Here is a 25266-nt window from a genome sequence, read left to right as displayed (position 1 = left end):
ACTTAACCGTTTTTCAAATTGATAACTTCTTGTTTAGTGAGATGCCTCCAGTTACCGCGAGGTAAATCTTTTTTTGTGAGTCCTGCGATTGTAACACAATCTACACGTACAACTTCATATTTAAGATGTTCAAAAATAGTACGAATCACGCTATTTCCAATATGCTTAAGACGCAGCCCTATTTCCTTTTTTGGAGCCCCATCAACATATTTAATTTCTTCAATCTGGATGGTTTTTCCATCTATTTTAATTCCTTCATTGATGCGCTCCAGATCTGCAGCCTTTAGATTGTTAGAAAGCTCCACATGGTATAATTTATCTACTCCTTTTTTTGAATTGGTAAAGCGCTGCATGAGCTCATCATCATTTGTAAAAAGAAGTAATCCTGTGGCATTACGACCCAGGCGGCCTATAGGTTGTATACGTGATTTTGTAGATCCAGATACAAGATCCATCACCGTGTTACCTTTGTCATTACTAGTTGTAGTAGCAAAACCCTTTGGCTTATTTAATAATACATATGCTTTTGGTTCAGGATTAATACGGCGCCCATCAAAACGTACATCATCATCCAGTTTTACCTGATACCCCATTTCATTAATAACCTTTCCATTTACAGTCACATTGCCCACAGATATATACATATCTGCTTCACGACGAGAGCAAATACCTGCGTTTGCAATGTATTTGTTAAGTCGCATAGTGCCGTCGTCTTTCTTTTTTTGAGAAGACTTTTTAGGAGCATCAAAAGCTTTGTCTTTTTGTTTAGGTGGTTTATTAGTCGATTTGCGCACAGGTTGTGTGCCACGTGATCCACTTTTTGATTTTCCGCCAGCCCCTGTTCGTCCAGATGGTTTTCCTTTTCTGCTATTTTCTGCTCCTCTGCTCATTACATTTTGTTTAATGTGCAAAGGTAAGATTTAGTATGTTGTATTTGTTCGCTTTCGCGAAAATTGTATGTTCTAATCAATATATCCTAAACTGAAATTTAGAATATTTTTTAGGCATTAGTTTAAAAATAGAAAACAGAACACTTAAACAAACAACAGGATGATCGCTAGGACAAAGCCTCCTAGTGCAAAAAGTAATCCTTTTTTGAAAATACTGGTGCCAGGCATGAACATCCAAAAAGCAGAGATGACAAAGAATAATAACGCTAAGCCAAAGAAGATATTGAAAAAATAAAGAGGATCACCAGACTTAGCTTTATGAAAATGGGTGAGCTTATCAAGAATATAAGGAAGTTCTTTTTTAGAATAACTTGCTATCCCTGTATTTATTGAGTACGTTCCTTCTTTAAAGTAATAAACTCCATTTTCCTCTTTAATAATTTTAAGCTTTTTTATCCCTATCGCCTTTGGTAATTCTTTTTCAGAAAGGTTATTGGCGATCTTTTTTTCGATCACTACCTCTTTTTTAAAAGTATCAGAATCTCTAAAGATGAGTACAATCCCACTCAAGGCATAGACAGCCATAATGCCAGTGAGGAAAAAACCTAAATAGCGATGTATTACTCTCATTTTCGAATTCGTTTTTCTCCCCATACCTATTTTACCCTTGAAAAATTAAGCAACAAATATCATAAAAAAACTCGCTATTTAATAATTAATTGCGTCAACATAATTTGAGAAGCATTAAATAACATAGGATATATTCCATATTTTTGGACAATATATTATTAGCTTTCGCGAAAGCGTAAACCCACCTTTATGAATTTTGAACGTATTAAAGAAAAATTAAACATACTTGCAGATGCTGCTAAGTATGATGTGTCCTGTTCGTCCAGTGGTAGCAAACGATCCAATAAAAATAAAGGACTAGGTGATTCTAGCGGAATGGGTATCTGTCATACCTATACGGAGGATGGTAGGTGCGTGAGTTTATTAAAAATACTGCTAACTAATCATTGCATATTTGATTGTGCCTATTGTGTTACTCGTAAAAGTAACGACATTAAACGCGCGGCCTTCAAAGTGCAAGAGGTCGTAGGTCTTACTATAAATTTTTATAGACGTAATTATATAGAGGGACTATTTTTAAGTAGTGGCATTTTCAAAAATGCAGACTATACCATGGAGCGTCTCATTGCAGTAGCAAAGAAATTGAGGGAGGAAGAAAACTTTAATGGGTACATCCACCTCAAGTCTATTCCTGGCGCTAGTGATGAGTTGATGCGAGAAGCAGGACTGTATGCAGATCGTCTCTCTGTGAATATTGAAATTCCATCAGAAAAAGGACTAAAACTTCTCGCTCCCGATAAAAATCGTGCAGATTTTCTCAAGCCAATGGTGAAAGTTAAAAATGAAATCATTCAATACAAGAGTGAAAAAAAACTCATTAAAAGTACTCCTGTTTATGCTCCAGCAGGTCAAAGCACACAAATGATTATAGGGGCTAGTGGAGAGACAGATGCAGAGATCATGTATACAAGTGCTTATTTCTATAAGAAGTTTCAGATGAAGCGAGTATACTATTCTGGATACATACCTATTAGTTATGATGATCGTTTACCTTCTATTGGTACAGAGGTGCCTATGATGCGCGAGAATAGACTTTATCAAACGGATTGGTTATTGAGGTTTTATGGGTTTGATATACAAGAAATTCTAAACAAAGAATACCCAAATTTGGATACTGATATTGATCCAAAATTGAGCTGGGCTTTACGTAATCTTGATCAATTCCCAATTGATGTTAATCGTGCAGATCGTAAAATGATTGCCCGGATTCCAGGAATTGGGATGCGATCTGTTCATAAAATAATTTATGCAAGAAGACAACGTAGACTTAATTGGGAGCATCTAAAAGCAATAGGAATCTCAATGAATAGAGCTCAATATTTCTTAGTATGTGACTCTCCTCAATTTGATTTAAAGGACAGAACGCCGGCACAGCTTAAGAGTTTGATATTAAGAAATTCAAGTAGTAAATGGAGTGGTGCATATAGTAATCAACTCAATCTTTTTGGCTCTAATGCTCCCCTCACAGTTTGATCTATATCTTAGATGTCAAGGACTTAAAAAACACAAACCCAAATCCTATGCATAGCATAAGGTGAAATGGTAACAAACCAAAATCGCCGCCATCTTTTACCACAAATGCAGAGTAAATCCCAAAAGCAAAATAGAGCATTAATATCCCTTCAAAAATAACATTTATAGAAATTTTTTTCTTGAGGTATTTGTTCCCCTTCCAAGAGTCTTTAATGGTATTGATATTAAACTTTGGTGTGCGTACAAACTCGCTTCGTTTACCTAAATGACCTTCAATGACTGCTATAGAGTTATGAAGAGAGAAACCCATGGCAATACTAAAGAAAGTAAAAAACATTCCAATATATTTTATGAATTGCTTTAAACCACCGCCATAAATATTTTTAAACATAAACCAATAGCAAATAAAAAATATGATACTGCTTATTACAAAAAAACTCATTACATAAAAGTAGGGAGTTAAACTTTTATGTTCATTTTTGATATAGAGCATAGGGATACTAAGTAGACCCACAATGAGTACATTTAAAAACATTGTACTGTTCAATAAATGTAATAGTCCATGAAGTTTGGTTTTAGTAGAAATGCGCTTGCTATTGATAACATTTTTTGACATTTTCTGAAAGTTCTCTGCTCCACCTTTATTCCACCTAAATTGTTGAGATCTAGCTGCACTTATCACCACAGGTAATTCTGCTGGAGTCTCCACTTTTTCTAGGTATTTGAATTTCCAGTCTTTGAGTTGAGCTCTGTAACTTAAATCAAGATCTTCTGTGAGTGTGTCACCTTCCCAATTTCCAGCATCCAGTATGCAAGCTTTACGCCAAATACCAGCAGTTCCATTAAAATTTATAAAATGTCCTTTACTATTGCGCCCTACTTGTTCTAATGTAAAGTGAGCGTCGAGCGCAAAAGCTTGCACTTTTGTAAGTAAAGAATAATTCCTGTTTATATGCCCCCAGCGAGTTTGCACTACTCCTATATTTCGATCTTTGAAGTATGGAATGGTAAGCAGTAACCAATCTGATTCTGGCAAAAAATCTGCATCAAAAATAGCGATGTACTCCCCTTTTGCGAGCTTTAAACCTTCTTTAAGGGCTCCAGCTTTAAATCCCTTACGATCTGTTCGAGTGATATGCTTAATATTTAAACCTGAACTTCTAAGACGGTCAATTTGTGCTTTAGTCGTTAAGATGGACTCATCTGTACTGTCATCCAATACTTGGATTTCTAACTTATCCTTAGGGTAGTCTAAAAGAGCAATATTATCCAGCAATCGTTCCATTACATACAACTCATTATACACGGGTAATTGAATGGTCACTTCTGGAATTTGCTCAGGATCTTTAAAGTTAAATTTTTGAGAACCATCAGTATTGCGCTGTGCTCTTAAATAATTAAAAAGCAAATTAAGCTGTGATAAACTATATGCAAAAATGATGAGTAGCGCAGCAGTGTAAATTGCTATTATCGTAAATTCTAAAATCATCATTTTACACTGTATTTAAAAATCCATCCAAGAATTTTTACACCTGCATTAACCGCTCCTTTCAATGTTCCAGAAACTTTTGATACACCTATTCTATTGCGATACATTACAGGTATTTCTTTATACTTTAACTTTTTCTTTAATGCTTTCAATTGCATCTCTACCGTCCACCCATAAGTTTTGTCTTCCATTTCTAATGAAAGTAACTTATCATATTTAATTGCTCTAAAAGGACCTAAGTCTGTATAATGAGCGCTAAAAAATAAAGTCATTAAACCAGTGGCTAGCCAGTTTCCGAAAACTTGAGGCGTGGTCATTGAACCTCTTTCGCGAAAGCGTTTTTCTCTTGCTCCTATTACAAAATCGTAATTTCTTTCTATAATAGGGGCTACTAAATCTGTAAGTTGCTCAGGGTAATCACTATAATCTCCATCTAAGAATACAACAATCTCTGGTTTTGGATCAGCATTTGCAATGTGTGACATACCTTTAAGACATGCGTATCCGTAACCGCGATTATCTTCATGCAACACTGTAGCACCTCCAGCTTCTGCAACAGATGCCGTACGGTCTGTAGACCCATTATCAACTACAATAATTTCATCTACGATTTTTGGAATGTCTTTAATAACAAGCCCTATTGAATCTTCTTCATTATAGGCTGGTATAATTACTTTAATGATTTTTTCTTTCATTTGGTTTAGGAGGCAAAAGAATGGTTTTACAGTAACAGCTGTTGATCTGAGCCACTCATCAGTAAGATCTTCGATTGTAATTTTTCAAATTTAATATGCAAATTATATTCGTAAAATATAATAAGCTATTTCTATTATTATTTTGTTGTGTCTAGGGCTCACATCTTAAATTGATGTGCAAGATCGTAAAAAAAAATCCATTACTTAGTTACGCTCTATTTCTGGTTAGACTTATAAGTTCCCAATTCTTATTTATATGATGCTAAGTTTGGGGCTCTAAGTATTCATTATGCTAAAGGTATTTAGACGTTTCTCAAGCTTAAGACTAACATGGATAGAGTATTTTTACGAAAAGAAAACATGGAACTTAGTTTTTGGGAACATAATTCGTGGTTTACAAACATAGACTATACGGTAGTAGGTAGTGGGATTGTGGGATTAACTTGTGCTTTACGCTTACGCGAAAGATTTCCAAATTCAAAAATATGCATACTAGAAAAAGGAGTTCTACCGCAAGGAGCAAGTACCAAAAATGCAGGTTTTGCTTGCTTTGGTAGTCTCTCCGAAATTCTTGAAGATCTAAAATCCCATTCTGAGGATGAGGTTGTTTCACTCGTTAAAAAACGTATTAATGGATTGTCTAAACTTAGGAAGTTAATAGGTGATCATACTCTTGACTATAGGCAATATGGCGGATATGAACTTTTTCAAGAAGAGGATGTCAAGTTATATGAGTCCTGCCTAAAAGAGATGAATTCTATAAATAAGTTGCTCTTTCCCATTTTTAACAAAAACGTTTATAGTATAGTAGAGGATCCATTTTGTTTTGATAATGTACAACCTAAACTCATCTTTAATGAATTAGAAGGCCAGATAGACACGGGTAAGATGATGAAGGCCTTACTTTTAAAAGCATATAAAAACGACATTTATATTTTAAATAATTGTACTGTACTTGATTACAGTGAGGAGCAGAACCAAGTGATTATTGATACCGCGCATTTTTCATTTGTTTCAAAAAAAATGCTCATCGCAACCAATGGCTTTGCTAAAGATCTTCATATTTCTGATGTGAAGCCAGCGAGAGCACAAGTACTAATTACAGAACCTCTAAAAGATTTGAGAATAAAAGGGACATTTCATTTAGACCAAGGATATTATTATTTTAGAAATATCAATAATAGGATACTGTTGGGAGGGGGTAGGAATCTTGATTTTAAGACCGAAGAAACCACACAAATAGGTCAGACACGATTAGTTCAAAATGAATTAGAAAGACTTCTCAGAGAAGTAATCTTGCCAGGAAAAGAAATTAAAATAGCGTATCGATGGAGCGGAATCATGGGGGTAGGCACACAGAAGAAACCTGTTTTAGAGAGACTTTCAGAAAATGTTTACTGTGGAGTCAGATTGGGAGGAATGGGTGTTGCCATAGGAAGTACGGTAGGTGAAGAATTAGCAAATTTAGTGGATTGAATTCATTGTAACGTAAAGACAACTGTCTAAACAGAATAATATAAAAGTTTAATAAACTCAATAAATCCTGTAAACCTATCTGTAAAAATTTATTAATGAATCACTTGGAGATAAAGATAGCATTGTATGATAAGTGCAAACAATGGATTGCCAACAGACGTGATAAAGTTGAAAACGTCATTGCAGATATTGTGGAATCACTAGAAAATGAAACCAAAAGCTCTGCAGGAGACAAGCACGAGACTGGCAGGGCGATGTTGCAAATTAATCGAGAGCAAGTAGGAGCACAACTAAAGGAAATTTCAAAAATTGAAGAAGCACTCTCTAAGGTTGATATAAAAGTTGTAAGTGATCATGTGAGGCTCGGGAGTATTGTACACACTGATAACAGCAGTTTTTTTATTTCCATATCTGCAGGTCTACTCAAGACAAAAGATCGTTCATATTATGCAATAGCTTTATCTGCACCAATAGGGCAACTGTTGTTAGGTAAGAAAAAAGGAGATGTAATTCGCTTCCGCGAAAACGAGATAACAATCACATCAGTTTATTGATAAGAAATACATTTATTTAATGCTAATTCTGTGATTTGATCCTTTCTCTAGATCTTCCCTGTGGTTGAATAAAACAGATTGATCACCATGATATCCCATAATAAGATAATGTGAACCCATAAAATAAGAGTGCTCTATGACAATCTCTTTACCTTGAGGAGTTATCTGTATTTGGTGAGGATATAAAAGCCTTTTTTTATCGGATAAAGACACTTCATCAAACCATTCTTTTGGTAACACATTGATATCATCAAAGAGAGAACCAACATAACAAGACGGAGGGTTTTCAAAAATAGCTTGGGTATCATCTTTACAAACTACCTGTCCATCTTTCATCACAATAGTCTGATTCATATAAGATAATACGTCTGTACTATCGTGTGTAGCTACTATGCAAGTAATGTTTTGTTCTCTCAAGTATTTAAATAATTTTCGGCGTAATTTATTTTTTCTAAAATTATCTATGTGTGAAAATGGTTCGTCAAGTAGCAAGAGTTCAGGTTCTTTTGCCAGTGTTTGAGCGAGTGCTACTCGCTGCATTTGACCTCCAGAAAGTGTTTTTACTTTAACATCAGCTAGAGCAGTCATTTCTACAACTCTGAGTAACTCATCTGTACGTTGTCTACTTTTCTTAGGCGTTAGTCTGCTAAGATATTTATTAATATTTTCTGCAACCGTAGTATAAGGCATCAAGTCAAAGTCTTGCGAAAGGTATTTCATGTAAGGCATTCCAGGGATTAAATTATCATCTGGACCCGTGACATGTTGATCCCCCCAAAAGATAGTACCATTGGTCACCTCGTAGAGTCCATAAATAATTTTGAGCAGTGTTGTCTTCCCGCAGCCACTCTCACCTATAATTGCGACATGAGTCCCACTATCTATAGTCAGTGATAGGGGGCCTATTGTAAAGCGATTAGATAGTTGATGGTGTAGCTTCTCTATTCTTAACATAGGGTACAAAAATAAAGCAAGCAATCTAGTTCTCATAAAGCCCAAAAATTTTTGTATGGTGTATCTTTGTAAAAAATATTTGAATGGATTTATACCCTCTGGTTTTTGAACCTATTTTTAAGTACCGCATTTGGGGAGGGAACAAACTTCGTACGACTCTTCATAAAGAATGTTCAGAAGATCAAATAGGTGAATCTTGGGAAATCTCAGATGTAAAGGGTAGTAAAACTGTTGTAGCACATGGACATTTAAAAGGAAAAACGCTTACAGATCTTATAGCAATCTATGGGCCTAAGCTTTTGGGTCATTCTGTAATGTCACGATTTGGAGATCAATTTCCACTACTTGTAAAGTGTATCGATGCAAAAACACCTTTGTCTATTCAAGTTCACCCTACTAATGAGGTTGCAAAAAAGCGACACAATGGCGTGGGTAAGAATGAAATGTGGTATATCATGCAGGCAGATCCTTTTGCCGAAATTGTGATAGGTTTTAATCATAATACAGATAAGCAGTCATTTAATAATCAATTAAAGAGGGGTACTATAGAGAACTCACTTCATAAAGAGAAAGTAAGTGCTGGTGACCTGTTTTATATACCCGCAGGCCGTGTACACGCTATAGGTGCAGGGGTCTTGTTAGCAGAAATACAGCAAACCTCAAATATTACATACCGGATTTATGATTATGATAGAGTGGATAAAAAGACGGGGAAAAAGCGCGAATTACATAATGAACTTGCAGAAGATGTAATTGATTATACCTCTAAAGAATCATATAAAACTTCATATACCTTAGAAGAAAATAAACGCACGGATGCTATCCACACGCCATTTTTTACTACAAATATTATCTCTTTAACAAGCGAGGTGGAGCTGGACTATTCTGACACAGATTCCTTTGTTATTTTAATGTGTGTAGAGGGTTCTGTAAATGTTATCTATAATAAAAGCATCTTCCATCTTGCTACTGGGTATGCAATACTACTCCCAGCAATGCTAACCTCAGTAACAGTAGAAAGTAGCAATGCAAAATTGTTAGAAGTTACAATCTAGAGGTTTATGCTTTCGCGAAAGCGGAACAACCATCTACAATCTAGTTTTAGTAATTAGTTAAAGAAACGTAAATGTAACGTCTATCGATTATGTGCGACTTACATTTGAAAAATTTTTTAGCTGTGTTGAGATTTATATTATTCATTCTATTCATAATCGCGTTAGATATCTATGCATATCAGGCGTTCCGTTTTTTAATCAAAGGTCGCTGGGGTACTGTTTTTTATTTTTTAATTACCCTATTTGTTATTGGCGGTCTTTTTTATCAATTTTCAACAGGTGGTCGGCGTAATATGAGCGCGCTCACACAGTTTTTCATCGTCTCTTTTGTCATCTTAATTGTTTGTAAGCTGTTTATTATTGCCACTATGTTTGGAGAAGATGTATATAGATTTTTTAAAGCTATCTATAACAAATTCATAACTAAGCCTGAAGGATCTATAATTCCATCACGGCGAAAATTTGTTTCGCAACTAGCACTCGGGCTGGCTGCCATTCCTTTTGCCTCCATTTTATATGGTGTCTTTAAAGGGCGTTATAACTTTAAGGTCTTGAAATATGAACTTTCCTATGACGATCTTCCAGATGCATTTGATGGCTATCAAATCACTCAAATAAGTGATATACATAGTGGAAGTTTTGACAATTCTGAAAAGGTAAATTATGCGATAGACCTTATTAATGAACAAGCCAGTGATGTTATTCTCTTTACTGGCGATATGGTAAATAATCTTGCAAGCGAGATGGAACCCTGGAAGGATTCTTTTGCTAGGTTAGAAGCAAAAGATGGAAAATTTTCTGTATTAGGAAACCATGACTATGGAGATTATGTAAACTGGTCTTCTAATGAAGAGAAAGTAGCAAATCTCGATAAGCTCAAACAAATTCAACAAGAAATGGATTTCAATCTTCTGCTCAATGAGCATCGCTTTATTGAAAAAAATGGACAGCGTATATCTCTTATTGGGGTAGAAAATTGGGGCGCTGGTGGATTTAAAAAGGCAGGAGACCTTAATAAGGCAATCGCTGGTCTTGCAGATACTGACTTCAAAATTTTGATGAGCCACGACCCTTCTCACTGGGAATTTGAAGTAAAAGACCATCCAGAACACTTTCATTTAACACTAAGCGGTCACACACATGGGATGCAATTTGGTATTGAAATCCCAGGCTGGTTTAAGTGGAGTCCCGTAAAATGGCGTTATCAATACTGGGCAGGAATTTATGAGGATGCTAAGCAGTATATTAATGTAAATAGAGGATTTGGGTACCTTGCCTTTCCAGGTAGAGTAGGTATATGGCCAGAAATCACTGTGATTACGCTTAGGAAGAATACGGCAAATGTATAATGAACATAATATCTTATCTTTGAGAGAAGCCATCTTAGGTTGACCTATTAAATCATTGTGATTATGTCAAAATTTGGAGAACTGATTGATCTTAACATTCCTGTACTCTTAGACTTCTACACAGAATGGAGCAAAGATTCTATAGCCATGCATCCTGTGTTGCGAGACGTTGCTGCAGCTGTAGGAGATCGTGGTAAGATTATTAAGATTAATGTTGATAAAAACAATGAGCTAGCAGATGCTCTGCGCATTAAATCTTTACCTACTTTAATTATCTATAAAAAGGGAGAAATGATCTGGAGACAAAGTGGAGAGCAGGATGCAACCACATTAATTGGGATTATGGAGGAGTACGCAAATTAATGCTTATAGCTTTTCAAAAACAAATCCATTTTTTTCAAAATAACGAAGTGCCTTAGGGAGTGCATATTCCATATTTTTTGCTGCTTTTAGACTATCGTGGAGCACGATTATGTCACCGTCCTTTGTGTTCTTTATAATATTTTGGTAGCAGTCTTCTGCGCTCACGTTTACATGCCAATCATATCCAACCACACGGTACATAATTATTTTATAACCTAGGTCTTTAAGGGCTTTGCCTTGTTTTTTCTTAAACATCCCATAAGGCGGTCTAAAAAGAGTAGTACTCAGTTCTTTTGGCGTTGTGTCTAAATGCTTTGCCATTTCTAGATTAGCAAGTTGGACATTTTTAATATAAATGTCCAGTGGTGTCTTTGTTCCCTTGAGGTGGTTAAAAGTATGATTACCTATTGAGTGCCCTTCCTTAAGAATACGCTTAAAAATGGTCGGGTTCTTACGCACATTATCTCCTATGCAAAAAAATGTGGCGGGTATGGGTTTTTTTCGCTTTCGCGAAAGCGTATCTAATACAAAGTCTGTAACCTCAGGAACAGGACCATCGTCAAAAGTTAGATATATGATTTTCTTTCCAGTTTTCTTGTCCCAAATATACCAAGAAGGATAAAACCACTTTACGATGGAGGGTATCCTTGCTATTTTAGAAAACATCATTACAGCTAGTTTTGCGCTTTACCTTTTTGAATAGAGATTAAAATCCCTGTACCTAAAGATAGGAATATGACCACTAAAGATAGCCATTCTGGGAAAGGGTAGTAATGACCCACAACAAGTTTTGCAGCCACAAAAAGTAAAATTACAAACACACTATACTTCAAATACTTAAATCTTTCTAGCATATTAGCAAGAAAGAAATACAGCGATCTAAGTCCCATGATTGCAAAAATATTAGAGCTGTATATAATAAACGGATCTTTAGTAATGGCTAAAATTGCTGGAATACTATCTAGTGCAAAAAGTAAATCTGTAAATTCTATTGTGACGAGCGCACCAAAAAGTGCTGTGAAAATACGTTTTCCATCTACTCGTGTGACAAACTTATCGCCATCAATAACTTTACTAAATTTAAAAAACTTTGAAAGACCCTTAGGTTCTTCATTCTTTATAGGCTGTTGGTCATCTTTCAACATTTTGAAAGCTGTAAATAACAAGATGGCTCCAAAGATAAAATGCATCCCAGGAATTTTGTTTATAAGTGTGATGCCAAGACCTATTAATAAAGCTCTAAAAATGATTGCGCCTAGAATTCCAAGAAATAGTAGTTTATGTTGATACTGACTTGGTATTTTAAAAGATGTAAAAATCACAGCAATGACAAATAGGTTGTCTACGCTTAGCGATAATTCAACAAGGTAACCAGTTAAGTAAGTAACTACAGATTTACTAGGACTATAATTATAAGGATTTTCTACCAGTCCCTCTTTGTAAAACCAAAATATAAACCCAGCAAAAAGCAAAGCATTAGCTACAAAAAAGAGTGTCTCGTAAGAGGCTTTTTTTACACTTATTACTTGGTTTTTTTTGTGAAGCACAAAAAAGTCTAACAGCAATAAGATAACAATGTGACCTATAAGAACTGTCCAAGGAAGCAAATAATCAGGCATATCGCTATTCGTTATTAATATCAAGCGCATTCTGCACTGCAGAGTCTATAGGTTTATCAAAACCTCCAGAATTGGGAACAGTCTCTAGACTATCTTCGCTATAACCTTCACTCTGTTCTTCATCACCTAATAAGTAGGGGAAGGTTTTCATATAATTATCAAAAATTAATGCTTCTTTTTCAAAAAGCTCTCTATCATCGTTAATGATTAACAAGTCTACAAGGCTTCTGTATTTCTCTACATTCGTATAAATTTCATCAAAATATTGAAGTTGTTTCTCCTCGGTTAAGGTACTAAAATAAAAGAGTTGCTCTTGATATTTGGTCGCGATTTGTTGCCAGATATCCCTCGCTTTTTGTTTTTCACCTATTTCATAATAACCAGTGATATATGGCTCTACCAGTGTGTAAAATTCAAAAATATCAACAGGCATTTTCTCCATAGCTAGGTCCATTACCTTCTTTGCTTTCTCTGGCTTATTTTCTTGTAAAAGCTGTTCAACAAGCCTTGCCATATTACCACGGTAGGTAATAGCATTAGTTCTCGTTTCTCGATCATGATAAATAGAAGGATCACCACTATTACCCCAAGACCAATTCATGACAATATCGTACATCTTATCTGCATCAACGCGACCCATATCGTAAGGATTACGAGGGTCTATAGGGGTGTTAATTGGTAGGAGCTTATAGGTTACGCCATCTAATTGTAGGAAATCTTTCATCCATAGATAATCATCATCTCCAAAACTACCACCAGTAAAGTAAATAGGTCTCTCCCAGTTATTGCTGGCTATAATATCTAGCATTAACAGTCTATTCTTATATAAAACGTCCCCATTGAGCTCAATATCTATGTATGGCACAATATCATTTCCATCTTCTACAGGTACAATTCTATTGTTAAGCACAGATTCTTTGCTTACAGGAATTCGTACTCGCTTGCTAGGGAATGTATTTATGAATTGATTATTTTGAAGCTCAACTTTAGTTCTAGGATCATCACTAGCAACCCAATTCATCCACTGGCTTATAGGCATTACTGTATCAGTAACTATGGGCTGGTAGAAAAGTGCCTCTCTATTATCTGCACTATATTTATCGTGGTCTAAAGTACTTGGTACTGGATCACTTTTGTAAGCTTTGCGCTTCATCTGGTCGTAATACCAGTCTGTATTTATAAGACTCGTATTTACTACACGTACATCTGTACGATATCCTTCAATTTCTTGAGCATACCACAGGGCAAAGGTGTCGTTATCACCTATGGTAAATAGGATCGCATTTTCATCTACAGAGTCTAGGTATTTTTTTGCCATTGCAAGTGCTGTTTTTCTGCCTGAGCGATCGTGATCATCCCAGTTTTGAGATGCAAGGAGCACAGGAGCAGCAAGTAAGCATACTATAGCTGTAATGGGTAAAGCCACTTTTGGTTTTATAAAATCTTTTAAAATGTCAAAAAGAGCATAGACGCCAAAGCCTATCCACATAGCAAAAACATAAAATGAGCCTACGAGGGCATAGTCTCGCTCTCGAGGTTCAAAAGCTCTTTCATTAAGATATACTTTAAGCGCAAGACCTGTAAACAAGAAAAACACTAGTAAGACTACAAAACGTTTCCAGTCTTTACTCGCGTGAAAAAGTAATCCTAATAGACCCAGTAAAAGAGGTAAGAAATAATAGGTATTACGCGCTTTGTTTTCGAGTACATCTGACGGTAAGTTTTCTTGAGAGCCTAAAAAGGCACTGTCTATAAAATCGATTCCAGAAAGCCAGTTTCCATTAAAATCATCCCCTTTTCCTTGTATATCATTCTGACGTCCTACAAAGTTCCACATAAAATAGCGCCAGTACATATATGAAAATTGGAAACTAAATAGATAGTTCATGTTTGCCCCAAAAGAGGGCTTTTCAACATCTAGATAGCGTCCCACAGTACTTTTTAGAAAGGCATTATAACCATCATAACTTACTTTGCCATCGGCATAGTCTAGTTTGAATTGCGTAACAACATCCTGAATATAAGCCCGCTCTTCTTCGGGCATTTCAGGATCATATTTGATTCTGAATTTTAATGGCCCCGTGTATTGCATATAGTTTACACTATTCTCAGGACTCCACATCCTTGGTAAGAAGGCATTATGGTCGCTATCAAGATTCTGTTTTGCCTTACGCCATTCATTTACCACAACATACTTACCTAGCTCTTCATCTTTCTCGTAAAGTTTTGGCTTATCTACGTACGGTTCATCAGCATCTAGACCAGAATAGTCAGAGGTGAATTGAGGGCCGTAAAACAGTTTGGTTTCTGGATACTGCTCACGGTTGTAATATGCTAAAAGGGAACGTGCGTTAGCGGGGTTATTTTCATTTATCGTAGTTCCTGCATTTGCACGTATGGGTAACATCATCCAGCTCGAAAATCCTATAAACACATACAATGTGCATAACAGCATTGTGTGGAGAAGAGGATAATTACGCTTTCGCGAAAGCGTAAGGCCATAATAAAACAAGGCAATTAATAGAAGACCAGCGATTATGGTCCCGCTGTTAAAAGGTAAGCCAATGCTGTTTACAAAGAAAACTTCTAAATTTCCAAAAATAGCAAGTGTGTATGGAAGCAATAATTTGAATATAAACATTAATACTGCCACTACAATTACTAAAGCAATACCGAAGTTTTTAATGGTTACTTTTTCTGTATTTTTAAAGAAATATAGAAGCCCAATAGCTGGAATGGTAAGTAATCCCATAAAGTGAATCCCAAAAGATAATCCTACGATAAAGGCGATAAGTATTAACCAGCGATTACCTCTAGGAAGTAGCATGTCGCGTTCCCAAAGTAGCCCAAGGTAAAATAATAGTGACATCACAAATGCTGCGGGTGCATATACTTCTGCCTCTACCGCATTAAACCAAAAACTATCTGTAAATGAAAAAGCAAGAGATCCTATAAATGCACTAGCTAATATGGCTAGCTGTTTTGTTTTTGTAACAACCTCATTGTTTAACGTAAGCACACGTGATAGTAAAAGCGTAAGTGACCAGAACATGAATAGTATCGTAAAAGCACTTGAGAGGCAAGAAAGGTAATTTACTGCAAGAGCAATGTAGGTAGCGTCTGGTGCAAACATAGAAACAAAAGCGCCTAGTATTTGATATAATGGAGCTCCCGGTGGGTGTCCTATTTCTAGTTTTGATGAGGTAGAGATATACTCTCCAGCATCCCAAAAGCTAGCCGTAGGCTCTACGGTAAGAGAATAGGTGATAAGGGCGATTGCAAAAACTGCCCATCCTAATATTTTATTATACTTCGTAAAGTTGAAGTCTGTCATAATAGTTCTTTTGTAAAAGACGAAGTTACGTAATACGTGTGATTTTTTGTAACGTGATTTATTGATTAATTATTGAAGCATATTGCGTATTTATTTCTAAAAAATTTAAAGAGTAAGTATGGATAAATGAGTACGTTACTTTTTTGTGGCTTATTCAATTTATAAACTTTAAATTTTTTTTTAAAAAAAGTTTGTCGATTTAAAAGTTTGGCTTAAATTTGCACCCGCATTACACAAGGATGGCCTATGGTGTAACTGGCAACACGTCGGTTTTTGGTACCGAAGAGTCTAGGTTCGAGCCCTAGTGGGCCAACATTAATTAAAATTAACCCTCTGATATTCAGAGGGTTAATTGTTTTCATAAAGTATTTGTACCGCCCATTGTACCGCCGCTATGTAGTAGTTCAAGATAAACCGTCGCGTTTATGTATTTAACATGATTATTTGGCACAGGAAGAATTAAACATTTTTAGTTTCTAAACACTAAGTTCTAAAAACTTTTATTTTAGCCTTAAATAATACTGTTGATTTGTTTTACTTCTATATATGATATAGTTGAGTATGGATCTATAATAAAGTGTTCTCGTATTATCAATGGAATAAAATGCTTTAATATTAGTGCTCTCAACATCTTTGTACCAGTGCGCAAGTTTAGTATACCCTACCTCAATTAAAGTTGTGGTCTTGGATATATGCCTAAGTGTCTTAGCAAGTTAAAAGTAGTTTTGATATTTGGATATTCTTTAAATAAAATGTTACTTCTTTGATACTGGTTCTCTGTCCAGTTACTGGGTTGCTTATTTAATGGATGCCTACTTCTTACCTATACTTTACTATTTGCTATAATATGTCCAGAGACTAAAACAAATCCCCAAAATGAAGAGTTAACTTGATATCCTTCCAATTTCTATAACAAATGTAAAAGTAGAATTAAAAAAGGCAGCCTATTATTTCAATGAAAGTTCAAAGACCTACATTTCAACTAGAACAGCCTAACCTGGGAAGAATATTTACTTAGATGTTTATTATAAAGTGTGTTTCTCAGAAGGAAACAAATCACACAATGAATATTCGGCGCTTTCTTTAAAGAAATAGAATTTGTTTATTTAAATTTCAAAAAGCTTTTAATAGATTCCATTGTCGCTCCAGATAACTCTAGATCACAACTAAACATTTATATTATGGATAAATGGTAAAAATAGGAACCTCTGGGGATATTATAGGACGTTATGAACATGACGAAGTAAAACCATCTATAGAGGTTGCTTCTAAGATCGCAGACGAGCTAGGAGTCTCTGTAGACTTCTTATTGGGTAAGGTGGAAGTAGAAGTAGATAACACCCTCTTAAAACGTGTGCTAGAGGTACAGCAGATGGACGAGGAAGATAAAGACCATATTCTCTATACACTTGATGCGCTTATTAAAAATGTGAGACTTAAATCTATTGCATAAAAAAACCGCCTCGATGGGCGGTTTTTAGTTCCTTACTAATATCATAAATATCTGAGCTTTTTTAAATCTCTTGTTTTTGATACAACCGAATCAACAACAATAAACTTTTGTTTAAAATACTTATTATAGGTTTCCTGTTTTAAAGAAGAAAGAGTATCGTTGATTTTTTCTACTGCCAAAACTTCTTCAAAAATTTCACCTGAAAGTTGAATAGTGTCTTGATTCTCTATTTTTACAGAAAAAGAAATTTCATTATTTCTTCCATAAAAAGTATCCTTATTGACTACCATATATAAAAATTGATCCTCAGGCTTAAAGTTAGAATGATAGGTTACTTTTCCATTAAGCTTTCCGTTAGACAAACTATCTTCAACCTTTACATTAAAGAACCAACTAGAAGTCAAATCTAACTCCCCATTATCTTTATATTTTTTTATTTGATTCTCTAAAATAGTGTCATTATTCTTGATTACATATTCTCTATCTATGTACTTATTCCCTTTTTTATCTAATTCAGACCACCAAGAATCTTTAAGTCCATTTCGCATCAACCCTTTCTCTTTTAAATACCCGTCTTGTGAATAGACTTTAACTGTATCTAAGAGCTTACCGTTGGTGCTGGTAGATCGCAATTTCAATTTCCCAGATTCAAAGAACTCTTCGTGTATACCATTTGGAATTCCATCTTTATCTAATTGAACCCTAACCTTAACATTTCCATTTGGATAATGAATCTCTTTCCAATCCTTCTCAGCACAGCTAATTAGAAAAATAAAAATAATATTTAAATAGACTTTTCTCATTGTTGACCACTATATAAACGAGCATTTTCTCTTTTATTCTCGTTTGTCCTATTAATAGAATCTTTCTGTCTTTGAACATCTTCAGGTGATCCTATTAGTAGTTTAGTTGTTTTTGAAGAATCAATTGCTGTAGGGTTCTGACTAACATCAAATGTCATACTCAAAACATCTACGGCTTCTGCATTGACAACATTTTCTTGTATTCCTCCAGTTACATCTGCACCTTTTTCTAGGCCATCTACTACCGTCTTGGGAGTTTCAATTTTTTTAATTAATTTTTTCATCTCTGTATTTCCTTGAGTATCTGGCTTTGAAGTATTTCCAGAAGCTTTTTTCCCATTGGCTATACCATTTGAAGCAAATAATACATCTGCATCAAGTTCAATGTTATCTTCAGGATGATCTGCTCTATTCGTTTGTGCTCCTAGATCGTTTCCAGCGCGTCCATCTTCAGTCGTAAGTTCAACTGCAGAACCTATTCTGGATGGACTAGAATTTCCTGGCGCTCCTTTAGTATTTCCTTTAAGATCCATTCCCACTAAAGTCTTGACCCCTTTATAGATTTTCCGACTAACATTTAGAATATTCTTAAAAGTAGAAAATGGCGGCCAAGGTCCTCTAGGTGCCATACCATCTGGATCTATAAAATATACTGGGTTATCAAATGCATAATTATAAGGCGAATGCCTCCTCATTTGATCTGCTAGTGGATCCACATTCATCCACCTTCCTAAACTTGCATCATAATTTCTCGCCCCAAAATCCATCCAATCTAATCCTAACTCAAGATTATTTTCCTTTCCGTTATATCCGAAGTTCTTTGCAACACTATTAGCATTCCCTGTAACATCTCCGTTGTACCCTTTGTGCTTAAGCCCAAAAGGATAATAATTTTTCTCAGATATAATTTCACTCGAAGGGTTGATAGACCCATCTCCATTGCTATCTGAGTATGTAAGTCTAACGTTCCCTAAGTGGTCTTTATATTGATAAGCATATCTAAACCCACCTGACCCATCGGGTTCTAAATAACCCTCTGGATGGCTAAACATCTCTAGCTGGTTATTCTTATAAATAAAATTACTAGCATACTGGGTTACTTGATCTAGAGAGCTATTCACAGGATCTACTTTCTTCTCGAGCTTTACACCAGTGGCATCATAAATATAGGAAATTACTCCGTCATTTTCAGTTCCTACAGGATCTAAGGTAACTGCAGTTGGGAGGTTTAAGTGGTTATAAGCAATTCCTGTAATCCCCTTATTCAGATCTTTGGTCATGTTACCATTAAGATCATAGGTATAATCTACAGCACCAGTATAGTCATTTTTAAATCCAGTTATTTCACTACCTGCATCTCCCACTGCTGTGAGCTTGTTAGAGTTAGCCAAATAAGAATAGGTCAAGCTATCCATAGTTCCATAAGCAGTGACCGCTTCATTGGTATGCCCACTTCTAACTAAGGTTTTAATATTTCCATTCTTATCATAAGTTATGGTAGGTACATCATAACGATCTACGGCATTCAAGCTATTATTTGTTCTCCCCATAGCCTTCGTAAGTCTATTAAGGGCATCATAGCTATAGCTGTAGGCTTTCTTTTGATTATACTGGTTGTTAGTCCTCCAAATAGTTTGTGAGATGTTACCATTATATAGGGGTGTGGTATTCGCAGTGCCTTCAATATCTGTATCGTAATTAATTTTAAAACTAAAAAGATCATTCCCACTGGCTTGAAGGTCGTTCACATCATTAATATCAGTAAGCCACCCTCTTACGTTGTAATCATAATCTATAGTTTGTAAGCCTGAGCTATGCATAGCTACACCACCTACATTCTTCTGTTTTAAAACGCCAAGGTCGTCATAAGTATTGTGAGCAATTAGCTGTGGCTGTGCACCATTTATAGTCTGTGTATGTTTTATTATCCGTTGCTGTTGGTCATACTCAAACTCATCTACAGTAACAACTACTGCTGCGTTATCTTTTTGATGTTTTGACTCTGTACGTACAGGCTTACCTACAAAGTCAAGATCTACACTTTGACTATTCTTTGTCTTTAAATATTGATTATAACTAGTCGAGAAGATAGTTCTACCCTTCTTATCATACATCATATAACTTACTATCCAGTCATTAGTTTCAAGTACTTTAACTTTAGAGCCCGTAACGCTCCCCTTTGCCGTAATAGTAGCAATACCTACACCAGCTGTGGGTTCCCCATAAACGGATGTAATTGTGTTCGGGTCACTTAAAGTTCCTGGATATTGATTCCAATCCCACGCATAATCATCATAATAATTAACGGTAAGAATTTCTGTTATGTTTTGAGGAAAGGTACCCGTGTTTGTATAAAATATTTGTGTACCCCCTACGGTATTGGAAGTTTGTATTCTTTCAACAAATTGACTAGTGTATGTGTTTGTATTATAAGCAATAGTTTGAAGATTGTCTCGTTCTCCATTATGATTAATAATACCCGTAAATGCAACTCTTCCAAATGCATCATACTTAGTAAATAACCATTGACCCGCTAGTTTCATCTTTGAATCTTGAGTCAATACTGGTTGATCTAATTTATTGTACACAATATATTCTTTGCCTTTGCCAGGGATTTGCTTTTCAATAAGCCTATTGCGCTCATCGTATCTGTATTGATAGCACAAGTTTTTTAATACCGTAATGCTTATAGCTTCTGATAAGTTTACTGCGGGAGGTAATACATAAGTAAGATTTCCAAAATCATCATATACATAATAGGTGTCATGAGTGGTATCCGTTCCATTAACTGTCGCATAGGTACGTTTTAGAAGTACTTGACCTTGCTTGTTTTTAAACTCCTCTGTGGTGTGCTTCTTTCCAGAAGATGGCTGCCAGTTTTCATCTTTAGTAATGTTATTATAAAGTTGCGCAGCCTCATAATGACGATTACCATCAACTAAAGACGGGATATAATCAGCCGATAGATCTACACTAAATAATCGTACTTCTGAAAGAGAATTTGTATGATATCCAAACTTGACCGTATGATCCTGATCACTATCTCTGTCCACTTTCCAAGAATCACCAGGTGCTCCCTGTTCCAAGACTCTATTTAATGGAGAAGCCTCAAAATGCGTCTCACTATACGGGTTGGTTGTTAAATCATAAAGCGGGTCATAATAATAATTCAAAGTTTCTTCCAGTGCGCTTTCGCGAAAAGTACCATTGGCATCAGTTGATGCGTAAGGTAAGAACTTTTTAGACTGCCTCCCTAAGCCATCGTATGCTATGTGTGTAACAATATCTCTAGAAGAGGAATTGGTTTGAAAAGCACTACTTAATCCAGCATTAGCATCGTTTATCTGCTCAAAAGTAGGCCGCGAGAAGTACTGTTTACTTGCAGGATCTTCAGAGTAGAATAAATAACTCCTCATAGACGAAGTAGCAGAATTGCTATTCCATTTAAAATCATTCCCATTAGAAAGTTTATTACCATCAAGGTCGTATAATCCGGATTCTCCACTATTGCCCCCAGAATATGTATAAGGGTGTATAATTCCAACCATAAGGTACCATTTGTTCAATTCTGGAGGATCCCCATACCAAAAATATGGATTGCTCTGAGCAACGCCACTCAAATTACTTACGGATTTTGTACCATGGTAGGTTGTTCCATCAAGACTCCCTGTACGTTTAACCCAAGTTGTATAGCGATACTTTCTTGTTCTATCGATTGGAAAGTAATCTGTGTTCCAACCACCATCTGCATTTTTAGCTGTGTCATCATCACACTTCCATAGCAACTCTAAATCTCCGCTAGGCCCAGTACCATATATTCTGGAATTTTCAGAAACAGCACCATTCGCATTAAAAAAGGGAGTGCCTCCGGGACCCTCCACCCAGTCAGATTCCCAACCGGTTGGAGCATTTTTAAACTTCTGAAGCTTGGGATTCCAGAAATACTGCTTAGTACTTAAGTCTGTCGAGTAATATAGGTAATTACGAAAACGAGTTTGCGTTGTAGTATTACGCCATTTATATTCTACTCCATCCTTAACTTTATTCCCATGAATGTCATAAATTCCACTTACACCAGTATCATTACCCGTGTAATTATATCCATGCACAACACCAATCATTAAATACCAAGTATTTAGTGATGGCAAATGAGTAGACATAAAATAAGGATTAGATTTCTGCTCCCCAGCTAATGTATTTACGTTTTGAGTACCGTGATACACATAGCCATTAGTAAGATCTCCTGTGCGCTTTACCCATACAGAATAATAATAGGTGGCTGTATTATCTATAGCAAAATAGTTTGTATTCCAGCCTCCATCTGCATCACTTGCTGTATCACTACCACACTCCCACAGAAGGTCAGAAGAACCATTAGGAGCTGCACCATACACACGACGATTCTCCCCAAGGCTTCCATTTTTATTATAAAAAGGTGTTCCTCCTATACCTTCAGACCAATCCTGCTTGAAGTTAGTAGTCGAACTTGAGTTAAAAGACGTTGAAGAAATATTATTCCTCGGATGACTAGACCCATTAATCAAAACTTGCTGCTTTGCTCTCCCTAATCCATCGAAATAAGTAACATCTTCTATCACATTATCAGAACCTATTTGAGTCGTTGGAGTCTTAGTTGGAGTTAAGTATTTTCGAGTAAAAATATGATTCTCGTTACTCAACTCGTAACTAGCTGGGGTAGGACAACCATTTTCATTACCTGAAACCTCAGGACATAAATCACCACTAATACTGACATAATTTAAAGGTTGATTACAAGCACTTTTTGTAATGGAGGAATCTCCTAAACCATCATCATCTGCATCTGCATACCAAGTGGTAGGCTTTTGCACTGTATAAGATACCGATCGAGCACTACTCCATAGTCCATTATAATTACCCTTAGCTCTTAAGTAATATATAGTCCCGCTAGTACGAGTAATAGAGGCTGCAGAACTAGAAGTCGCTGTGCCAGAAGCACTACTTTGCCAGAACCAAGTCACCCCTGACGGAGGGAGGCTACGATTTAAAACACTGCTTCCACAATTTGTAGTTACAGTTATTGTAGAAGGTATTAATGGGGTTAAACCCTCGTCTATAGTCCCATCACAATCATTATCTATTCCATCTAACACCTCTAAAGCTCCAGGAAAAACTAAGTTCTTAGAATCATTACAGTCTCCATTTACAGAAACGTACCCTATAGGCTGTGAACAAGAACTTTGACTACTAGAAGAATTACCAAAACCATCTCCATCTGCATCGGCATACCAAGTGGTAGGCTTTTGCACTGTATAAGATACCGATCGAGCACTACTCCATAGTCCATTATAATTACTCTTAGCTCTTAAGTAATATATAGTCCCGCTAGTACGAGTAATAGAGGCTGCAGAACTAGAAGTCGCTGTGCCAGAAGCACTACTTTGCCAGAACCAAGTCACCCCTGACGGAGGGAGGCTACGATTTAAAACACTGCTCCCACAATTTGTAGTTACAGTTATTGTAGAAGGTATTAATGGGGTTAAACCCTCGTCTATAGTCCCATCACAATCGTTATCTATTCCATCTAAAATCTCTAAAGCACCAGGAAAAATAGAAGAGTCACTAACATTACAATCACCACTAACGGAAACATACCCTATAGGCTGTGTACAAGAGCTTTGTGAGATAGCAATGTTCCCATATCCATCGCCATCAACATCTGCATACCATACTGGTGGTTGCTGTATGCTATAAGAAACAGATCGAGCACTACTCCATAGTCCATTATGATTACTCTTAGCTCTTAAGTAATATATAGTCCCGCTAGTACGAGTAATAGATGCTGCAGAACTAGAAGTCGATGTGCCAGAAGCACTACTTTGCCAGAACCAAGTCACCCCTAATGGAGGGAGACTACGATTTAAAACACTGCTCCCACAATTTGTAGTTACAGTTATTGTAGAAGGTATTAATGGGGTTAAACCCTCGTCTATAGTCCCATCACAATCGTTATCTATTCCATCTAAAATCTCTAAAGCACCAGGAAAAATAGAAGAGTCACTAACATTACAATCACCACTAACGGAAACATACCCTATAGGCTGTGTACAAGAGCTTTGTGAGATAGCAATGTTCCCATATCCATCGCCATCAACATCTGCATACCATACTGGTGGTTGCTGTATGCTATAAGAAACAGATCGAGCACTACTCCATAGTCCATTATGATTACTCTTAGCTCTTAAGTAATATATAGTCCCGCTAGTACGAGTAATAGATGCTGCAGAACTAGAAGTCGATGTGCCAGAAGCACTACTTTGCCAGAACCAAGTCACCCCTAATGGAGGGAGACTACGATTTAAAACACTGCTCCCACAATTTGTAGTTACAGTTATTGTAGAAGGTATTAATGGGGTTAAACCCTCGTCTATAGTCCCATCACAATCGTTATCTATTCCATCTAAAATCTCTAAAGCACCAGGAAAAATAGAAGAGTCACTAACATTACAATCACCACTAACGGAAACATACCCTATAGGCTGTGTACAAGAGCTTTGTGAGATAGCAATGTTCCCATATCCATCGCCATCAACATCTGCATACCATACTGGTGGTTGCTGTATGCTATAAGAAACAGATCGAGCACTACTCCATAGTCCATTATGATTACTCTTAGCTCTTAAGTAATATATAGTCCCGCTAGTACGAGTAATAGATGCTGCAGAACTAGAAGTCGATGTGCCAGAAGCACTACTTTGCCAGAACCAAGTCACCCCTAATGGAGGGAGACTACGATTTAAAACACTGCTCCCACAATTTGTAGTTACAGTTATTGTAGAAGGTATTAATGGGGTTAAACCCTCGTCTATAGTCCCATCACAATCGTTATCTATTCCATCTAAAATCTCTAAAGCACCAGGAAAAATAGAAGAGTCACCAACATTACAATCACCACTAACGGAAACATACCCTGAAGGTTGAACATTATCCACAATTACATTAGTTGAACTACCATAACCATCACCGTCACTATCGAGATACCAGTTTCGATTAATCAAAATAGGACCATCCTTATCTCCAACAGGAAATTGTGCAAAGAGAGTCCCTGTAAAAAAAATAAAGAATAATATACATATAAATCTTTTCATAG

Annotated in this window: 17 protein-coding genes and 1 tRNA gene; 8 read left to right on the top strand and 10 right to left on the bottom strand. The window is 36.2% G+C overall.

Translation table 11 applies throughout. The features are described 5' to 3' along the window. Positions 1-2: 2 nt before the first annotated feature. Both OD90_RS07155 and OD90_RS07150 read right to left on the bottom strand, forming a co-directional pair. Positions 3-890, bottom strand: coding sequence for a pseudouridine synthase (locus OD90_RS07155; RefSeq protein WP_144668390.1), 888 nt, complete (start codon positions 888-890; stop codon positions 3-5). A gap of 144 nt (positions 891-1034) precedes the next feature. Next, entirely contained in the window at positions 1035-1520 is a 486-nt protein-coding gene (locus OD90_RS07150; RefSeq protein WP_261374473.1) for a hypothetical protein, read from the bottom strand. 189 nt (positions 1521-1709) lie between these two features. On the opposite strand from OD90_RS07150, the gene OD90_RS07145 reads away from it, so the two are divergent. Beyond that, positions 1710-2993: a putative DNA modification/repair radical SAM protein gene (locus tag OD90_RS07145; RefSeq protein WP_144668386.1), complete on the top strand. Its 1284-nt coding sequence runs from the start codon at positions 1710-1712 to the stop codon at positions 2991-2993. A gap of 1 nt (position 2994) precedes the next feature. Here the strand turns inward: OD90_RS07145 and OD90_RS07140 are convergent, their stop codons facing one another. Together OD90_RS07140 and OD90_RS07135 are read right to left on the bottom strand one after the other, a co-directional pair. Continuing rightward, the gene (locus OD90_RS07140; protein ID WP_144669657.1) at positions 2995-4482 is read right to left on the bottom strand and encodes a cellulose synthase family protein; all 1488 of its coding nucleotides are present in this window, start codon (positions 4480-4482) and stop codon (positions 2995-2997) included. Next, on the bottom strand, positions 4482-5177 hold the full coding sequence (locus tag OD90_RS07135; RefSeq protein ID WP_144668384.1) for a glycosyltransferase family 2 protein: 696 nt from the start codon (positions 5175-5177) through the stop codon (positions 4482-4484). The genes OD90_RS07140 and OD90_RS07135 overlap by 1 nt, the downstream gene beginning before the upstream one ends. A gap of 360 nt (positions 5178-5537) precedes the next feature. On the opposite strand from OD90_RS07135, the gene OD90_RS07130 reads away from it, so the two are divergent. Further along, the gene (locus tag OD90_RS07130; RefSeq protein ID WP_144669656.1) at positions 5538-6653 is read left to right on the top strand and encodes an NAD(P)/FAD-dependent oxidoreductase; all 1116 of its coding nucleotides are present in this window, start codon (positions 5538-5540) and stop codon (positions 6651-6653) included. 95 nt (positions 6654-6748) lie between these two features. Further along, positions 6749-7207, top strand: a complete 459-nt coding sequence (locus OD90_RS07125; RefSeq protein ID WP_144668382.1) for a 3-oxoacyl-ACP synthase — start codon at positions 6749-6751, stop codon at positions 7205-7207. A 12-nt stretch (positions 7208-7219) separates the two neighbouring features. Here OD90_RS07125 and OD90_RS07120 read toward each other — a convergent pair whose 3' ends face one another. Then, positions 7220-8197 (bottom strand): ABC transporter ATP-binding protein, encoded by a 978-nt coding sequence (locus tag OD90_RS07120; RefSeq protein ID WP_261374472.1) that lies wholly within the window; start codon positions 8195-8197, stop codon positions 7220-7222. A 47-nt stretch (positions 8198-8244) separates the two neighbouring features. Between OD90_RS07120 and OD90_RS07115 the strand changes: the two genes are divergently transcribed. The 3 genes from OD90_RS07115 to OD90_RS07105 all read left to right on the top strand — a co-directional run bounded on the left by OD90_RS07115 (position 8245) and on the right by OD90_RS07105 (position 10928). Continuing rightward, positions 8245-9216, top strand: coding sequence for a type I phosphomannose isomerase catalytic subunit (locus OD90_RS07115; RefSeq protein ID WP_144668380.1), 972 nt, complete (start codon positions 8245-8247; stop codon positions 9214-9216). 122 nt (positions 9217-9338) lie between these two features. Further along, complete coding sequence (locus OD90_RS07110) at positions 9339-10565, top strand: metallophosphoesterase (RefSeq protein ID WP_144668378.1); 1227 nt, start codon at positions 9339-9341, stop codon at positions 10563-10565. A 63-nt stretch (positions 10566-10628) separates the two neighbouring features. Further along, positions 10629-10928 carry a thioredoxin family protein gene (locus OD90_RS07105; RefSeq protein WP_144668376.1) on the top strand — a complete coding sequence of 100 codons (300 nt, stop codon included), beginning with the start codon at positions 10629-10631 and terminating at the stop codon, positions 10926-10928. A gap of 3 nt (positions 10929-10931) precedes the next feature. On the opposite strand, the gene OD90_RS07100 is transcribed toward OD90_RS07105, so the two are convergent. The 3 genes from OD90_RS07100 to OD90_RS07090 are packed head-to-tail and all read right to left on the bottom strand — an operon-like array spanning position 10932 to position 15881. Next, positions 10932-11597, bottom strand: a complete 666-nt coding sequence (locus OD90_RS07100; RefSeq protein ID WP_144668374.1) for a polysaccharide deacetylase family protein — start codon at positions 11595-11597, stop codon at positions 10932-10934. 5 nt (positions 11598-11602) lie between these two features. Continuing rightward, positions 11603-12547: a TerC/Alx family metal homeostasis membrane protein gene (locus tag OD90_RS07095; protein ID WP_144668372.1), complete on the bottom strand. Its 945-nt coding sequence runs from the start codon at positions 12545-12547 to the stop codon at positions 11603-11605. A 4-nt stretch (positions 12548-12551) separates the two neighbouring features. Continuing rightward, the gene (locus OD90_RS07090; RefSeq protein ID WP_144668370.1) at positions 12552-15881 is read right to left on the bottom strand and encodes a DUF2723 domain-containing protein; all 3330 of its coding nucleotides are present in this window, start codon (positions 15879-15881) and stop codon (positions 12552-12554) included. Positions 15882-16121: 240 nt separating this feature from the next. Between OD90_RS07090 and OD90_RS07085 the strand changes: the two genes are divergently transcribed. Continuing rightward, positions 16122-16194 (top strand) — tRNA-Gln (locus OD90_RS07085). Between the two features lie 876 nt (positions 16195-17070). Next, the gene (locus tag OD90_RS07080; RefSeq protein WP_144668368.1) at positions 17071-17334 is read left to right on the top strand and encodes a helix-turn-helix domain-containing protein; all 264 of its coding nucleotides are present in this window, start codon (positions 17071-17073) and stop codon (positions 17332-17334) included. 41 nt (positions 17335-17375) lie between these two features. On the opposite strand, the gene OD90_RS07075 is transcribed toward OD90_RS07080, so the two are convergent. Then, the gene (locus tag OD90_RS07075; RefSeq protein ID WP_144668366.1) at positions 17376-18137 is read right to left on the bottom strand and encodes a toxin-antitoxin system YwqK family antitoxin; all 762 of its coding nucleotides are present in this window, start codon (positions 18135-18137) and stop codon (positions 17376-17378) included. Then, positions 18134-25264: a MopE-related protein gene (locus OD90_RS07070; RefSeq protein ID WP_144668364.1), complete on the bottom strand. Its 7131-nt coding sequence runs from the start codon at positions 25262-25264 to the stop codon at positions 18134-18136. Before OD90_RS07070 ends, OD90_RS07075 begins: the two co-directional genes overlap by 4 nt. Between the last annotated feature and the right edge of the window lie 2 nt (positions 25265-25266).

Source organism: Dokdonia sp. Hel_I_53, assembly GCF_007827465.1.
Classification (GTDB): Bacteria; Bacteroidota; Bacteroidia; order Flavobacteriales; family Flavobacteriaceae; genus Dokdonia.
The sequence above is the reverse complement of the archived record's forward strand: the minus strand, read 5'-3'. Positions and strand labels throughout refer to the sequence as shown.

Coding starts and splice junctions, on each gene's coding strand:
- OD90_RS07105 (WP_144668376.1), top strand. CDS start 10,629: ATGTCAAAATTTGGAGAACTGATTGATCTTAACATTCCTGTACTCTTA.
- OD90_RS07140 (WP_144669657.1), bottom strand. CDS start 4,482: ATGATTTTAGAATTTACGATAATAGCAATTTACACTGCTGCGCTACTC.
- OD90_RS07095 (WP_144668372.1), bottom strand. CDS start 12,547: ATGCCTGATTATTTGCTTCCTTGGACAGTTCTTATAGGTCACATTGTT.
- OD90_RS07100 (WP_144668374.1), bottom strand. CDS start 11,597: ATGATGTTTTCTAAAATAGCAAGGATACCCTCCATCGTAAAGTGGTTT.
- OD90_RS07115 (WP_144668380.1), top strand. CDS start 8,245: ATGGATTTATACCCTCTGGTTTTTGAACCTATTTTTAAGTACCGCATT.
- OD90_RS07090 (WP_144668370.1), bottom strand. CDS start 15,881: ATGACAGACTTCAACTTTACGAAGTATAATAAAATATTAGGATGGGCA.
- OD90_RS07080 (WP_144668368.1), top strand. CDS start 17,071: ATGGTAAAAATAGGAACCTCTGGGGATATTATAGGACGTTATGAACAT.
- OD90_RS07150 (WP_261374473.1), bottom strand. CDS start 1,520: ATGAGAGTAATACATCGCTATTTAGGTTTTTTCCTCACTGGCATTATG.
- OD90_RS07070 (WP_144668364.1), bottom strand. CDS start 25,264: ATGAAAAGATTTATATGTATATTATTCTTTATTTTTTTTACAGGGACT.
- OD90_RS07130 (WP_144669656.1), top strand. CDS start 5,538: ATGGAACTTAGTTTTTGGGAACATAATTCGTGGTTTACAAACATAGAC.
- OD90_RS07075 (WP_144668366.1), bottom strand. CDS start 18,137: ATGAGAAAAGTCTATTTAAATATTATTTTTATTTTTCTAATTAGCTGT.
- OD90_RS07120 (WP_261374472.1), bottom strand. CDS start 8,197: ATGAGAACTAGATTGCTTGCTTTATTTTTGTACCCTATGTTAAGAATA.
- OD90_RS07155 (WP_144668390.1), bottom strand. CDS start 890: ATGAGCAGAGGAGCAGAAAATAGCAGAAAAGGAAAACCATCTGGACGA.
- OD90_RS07125 (WP_144668382.1), top strand. CDS start 6,749: ATGAATCACTTGGAGATAAAGATAGCATTGTATGATAAGTGCAAACAA.
- OD90_RS07145 (WP_144668386.1), top strand. CDS start 1,710: ATGAATTTTGAACGTATTAAAGAAAAATTAAACATACTTGCAGATGCT.
- OD90_RS07135 (WP_144668384.1), bottom strand. CDS start 5,177: ATGAAAGAAAAAATCATTAAAGTAATTATACCAGCCTATAATGAAGAA.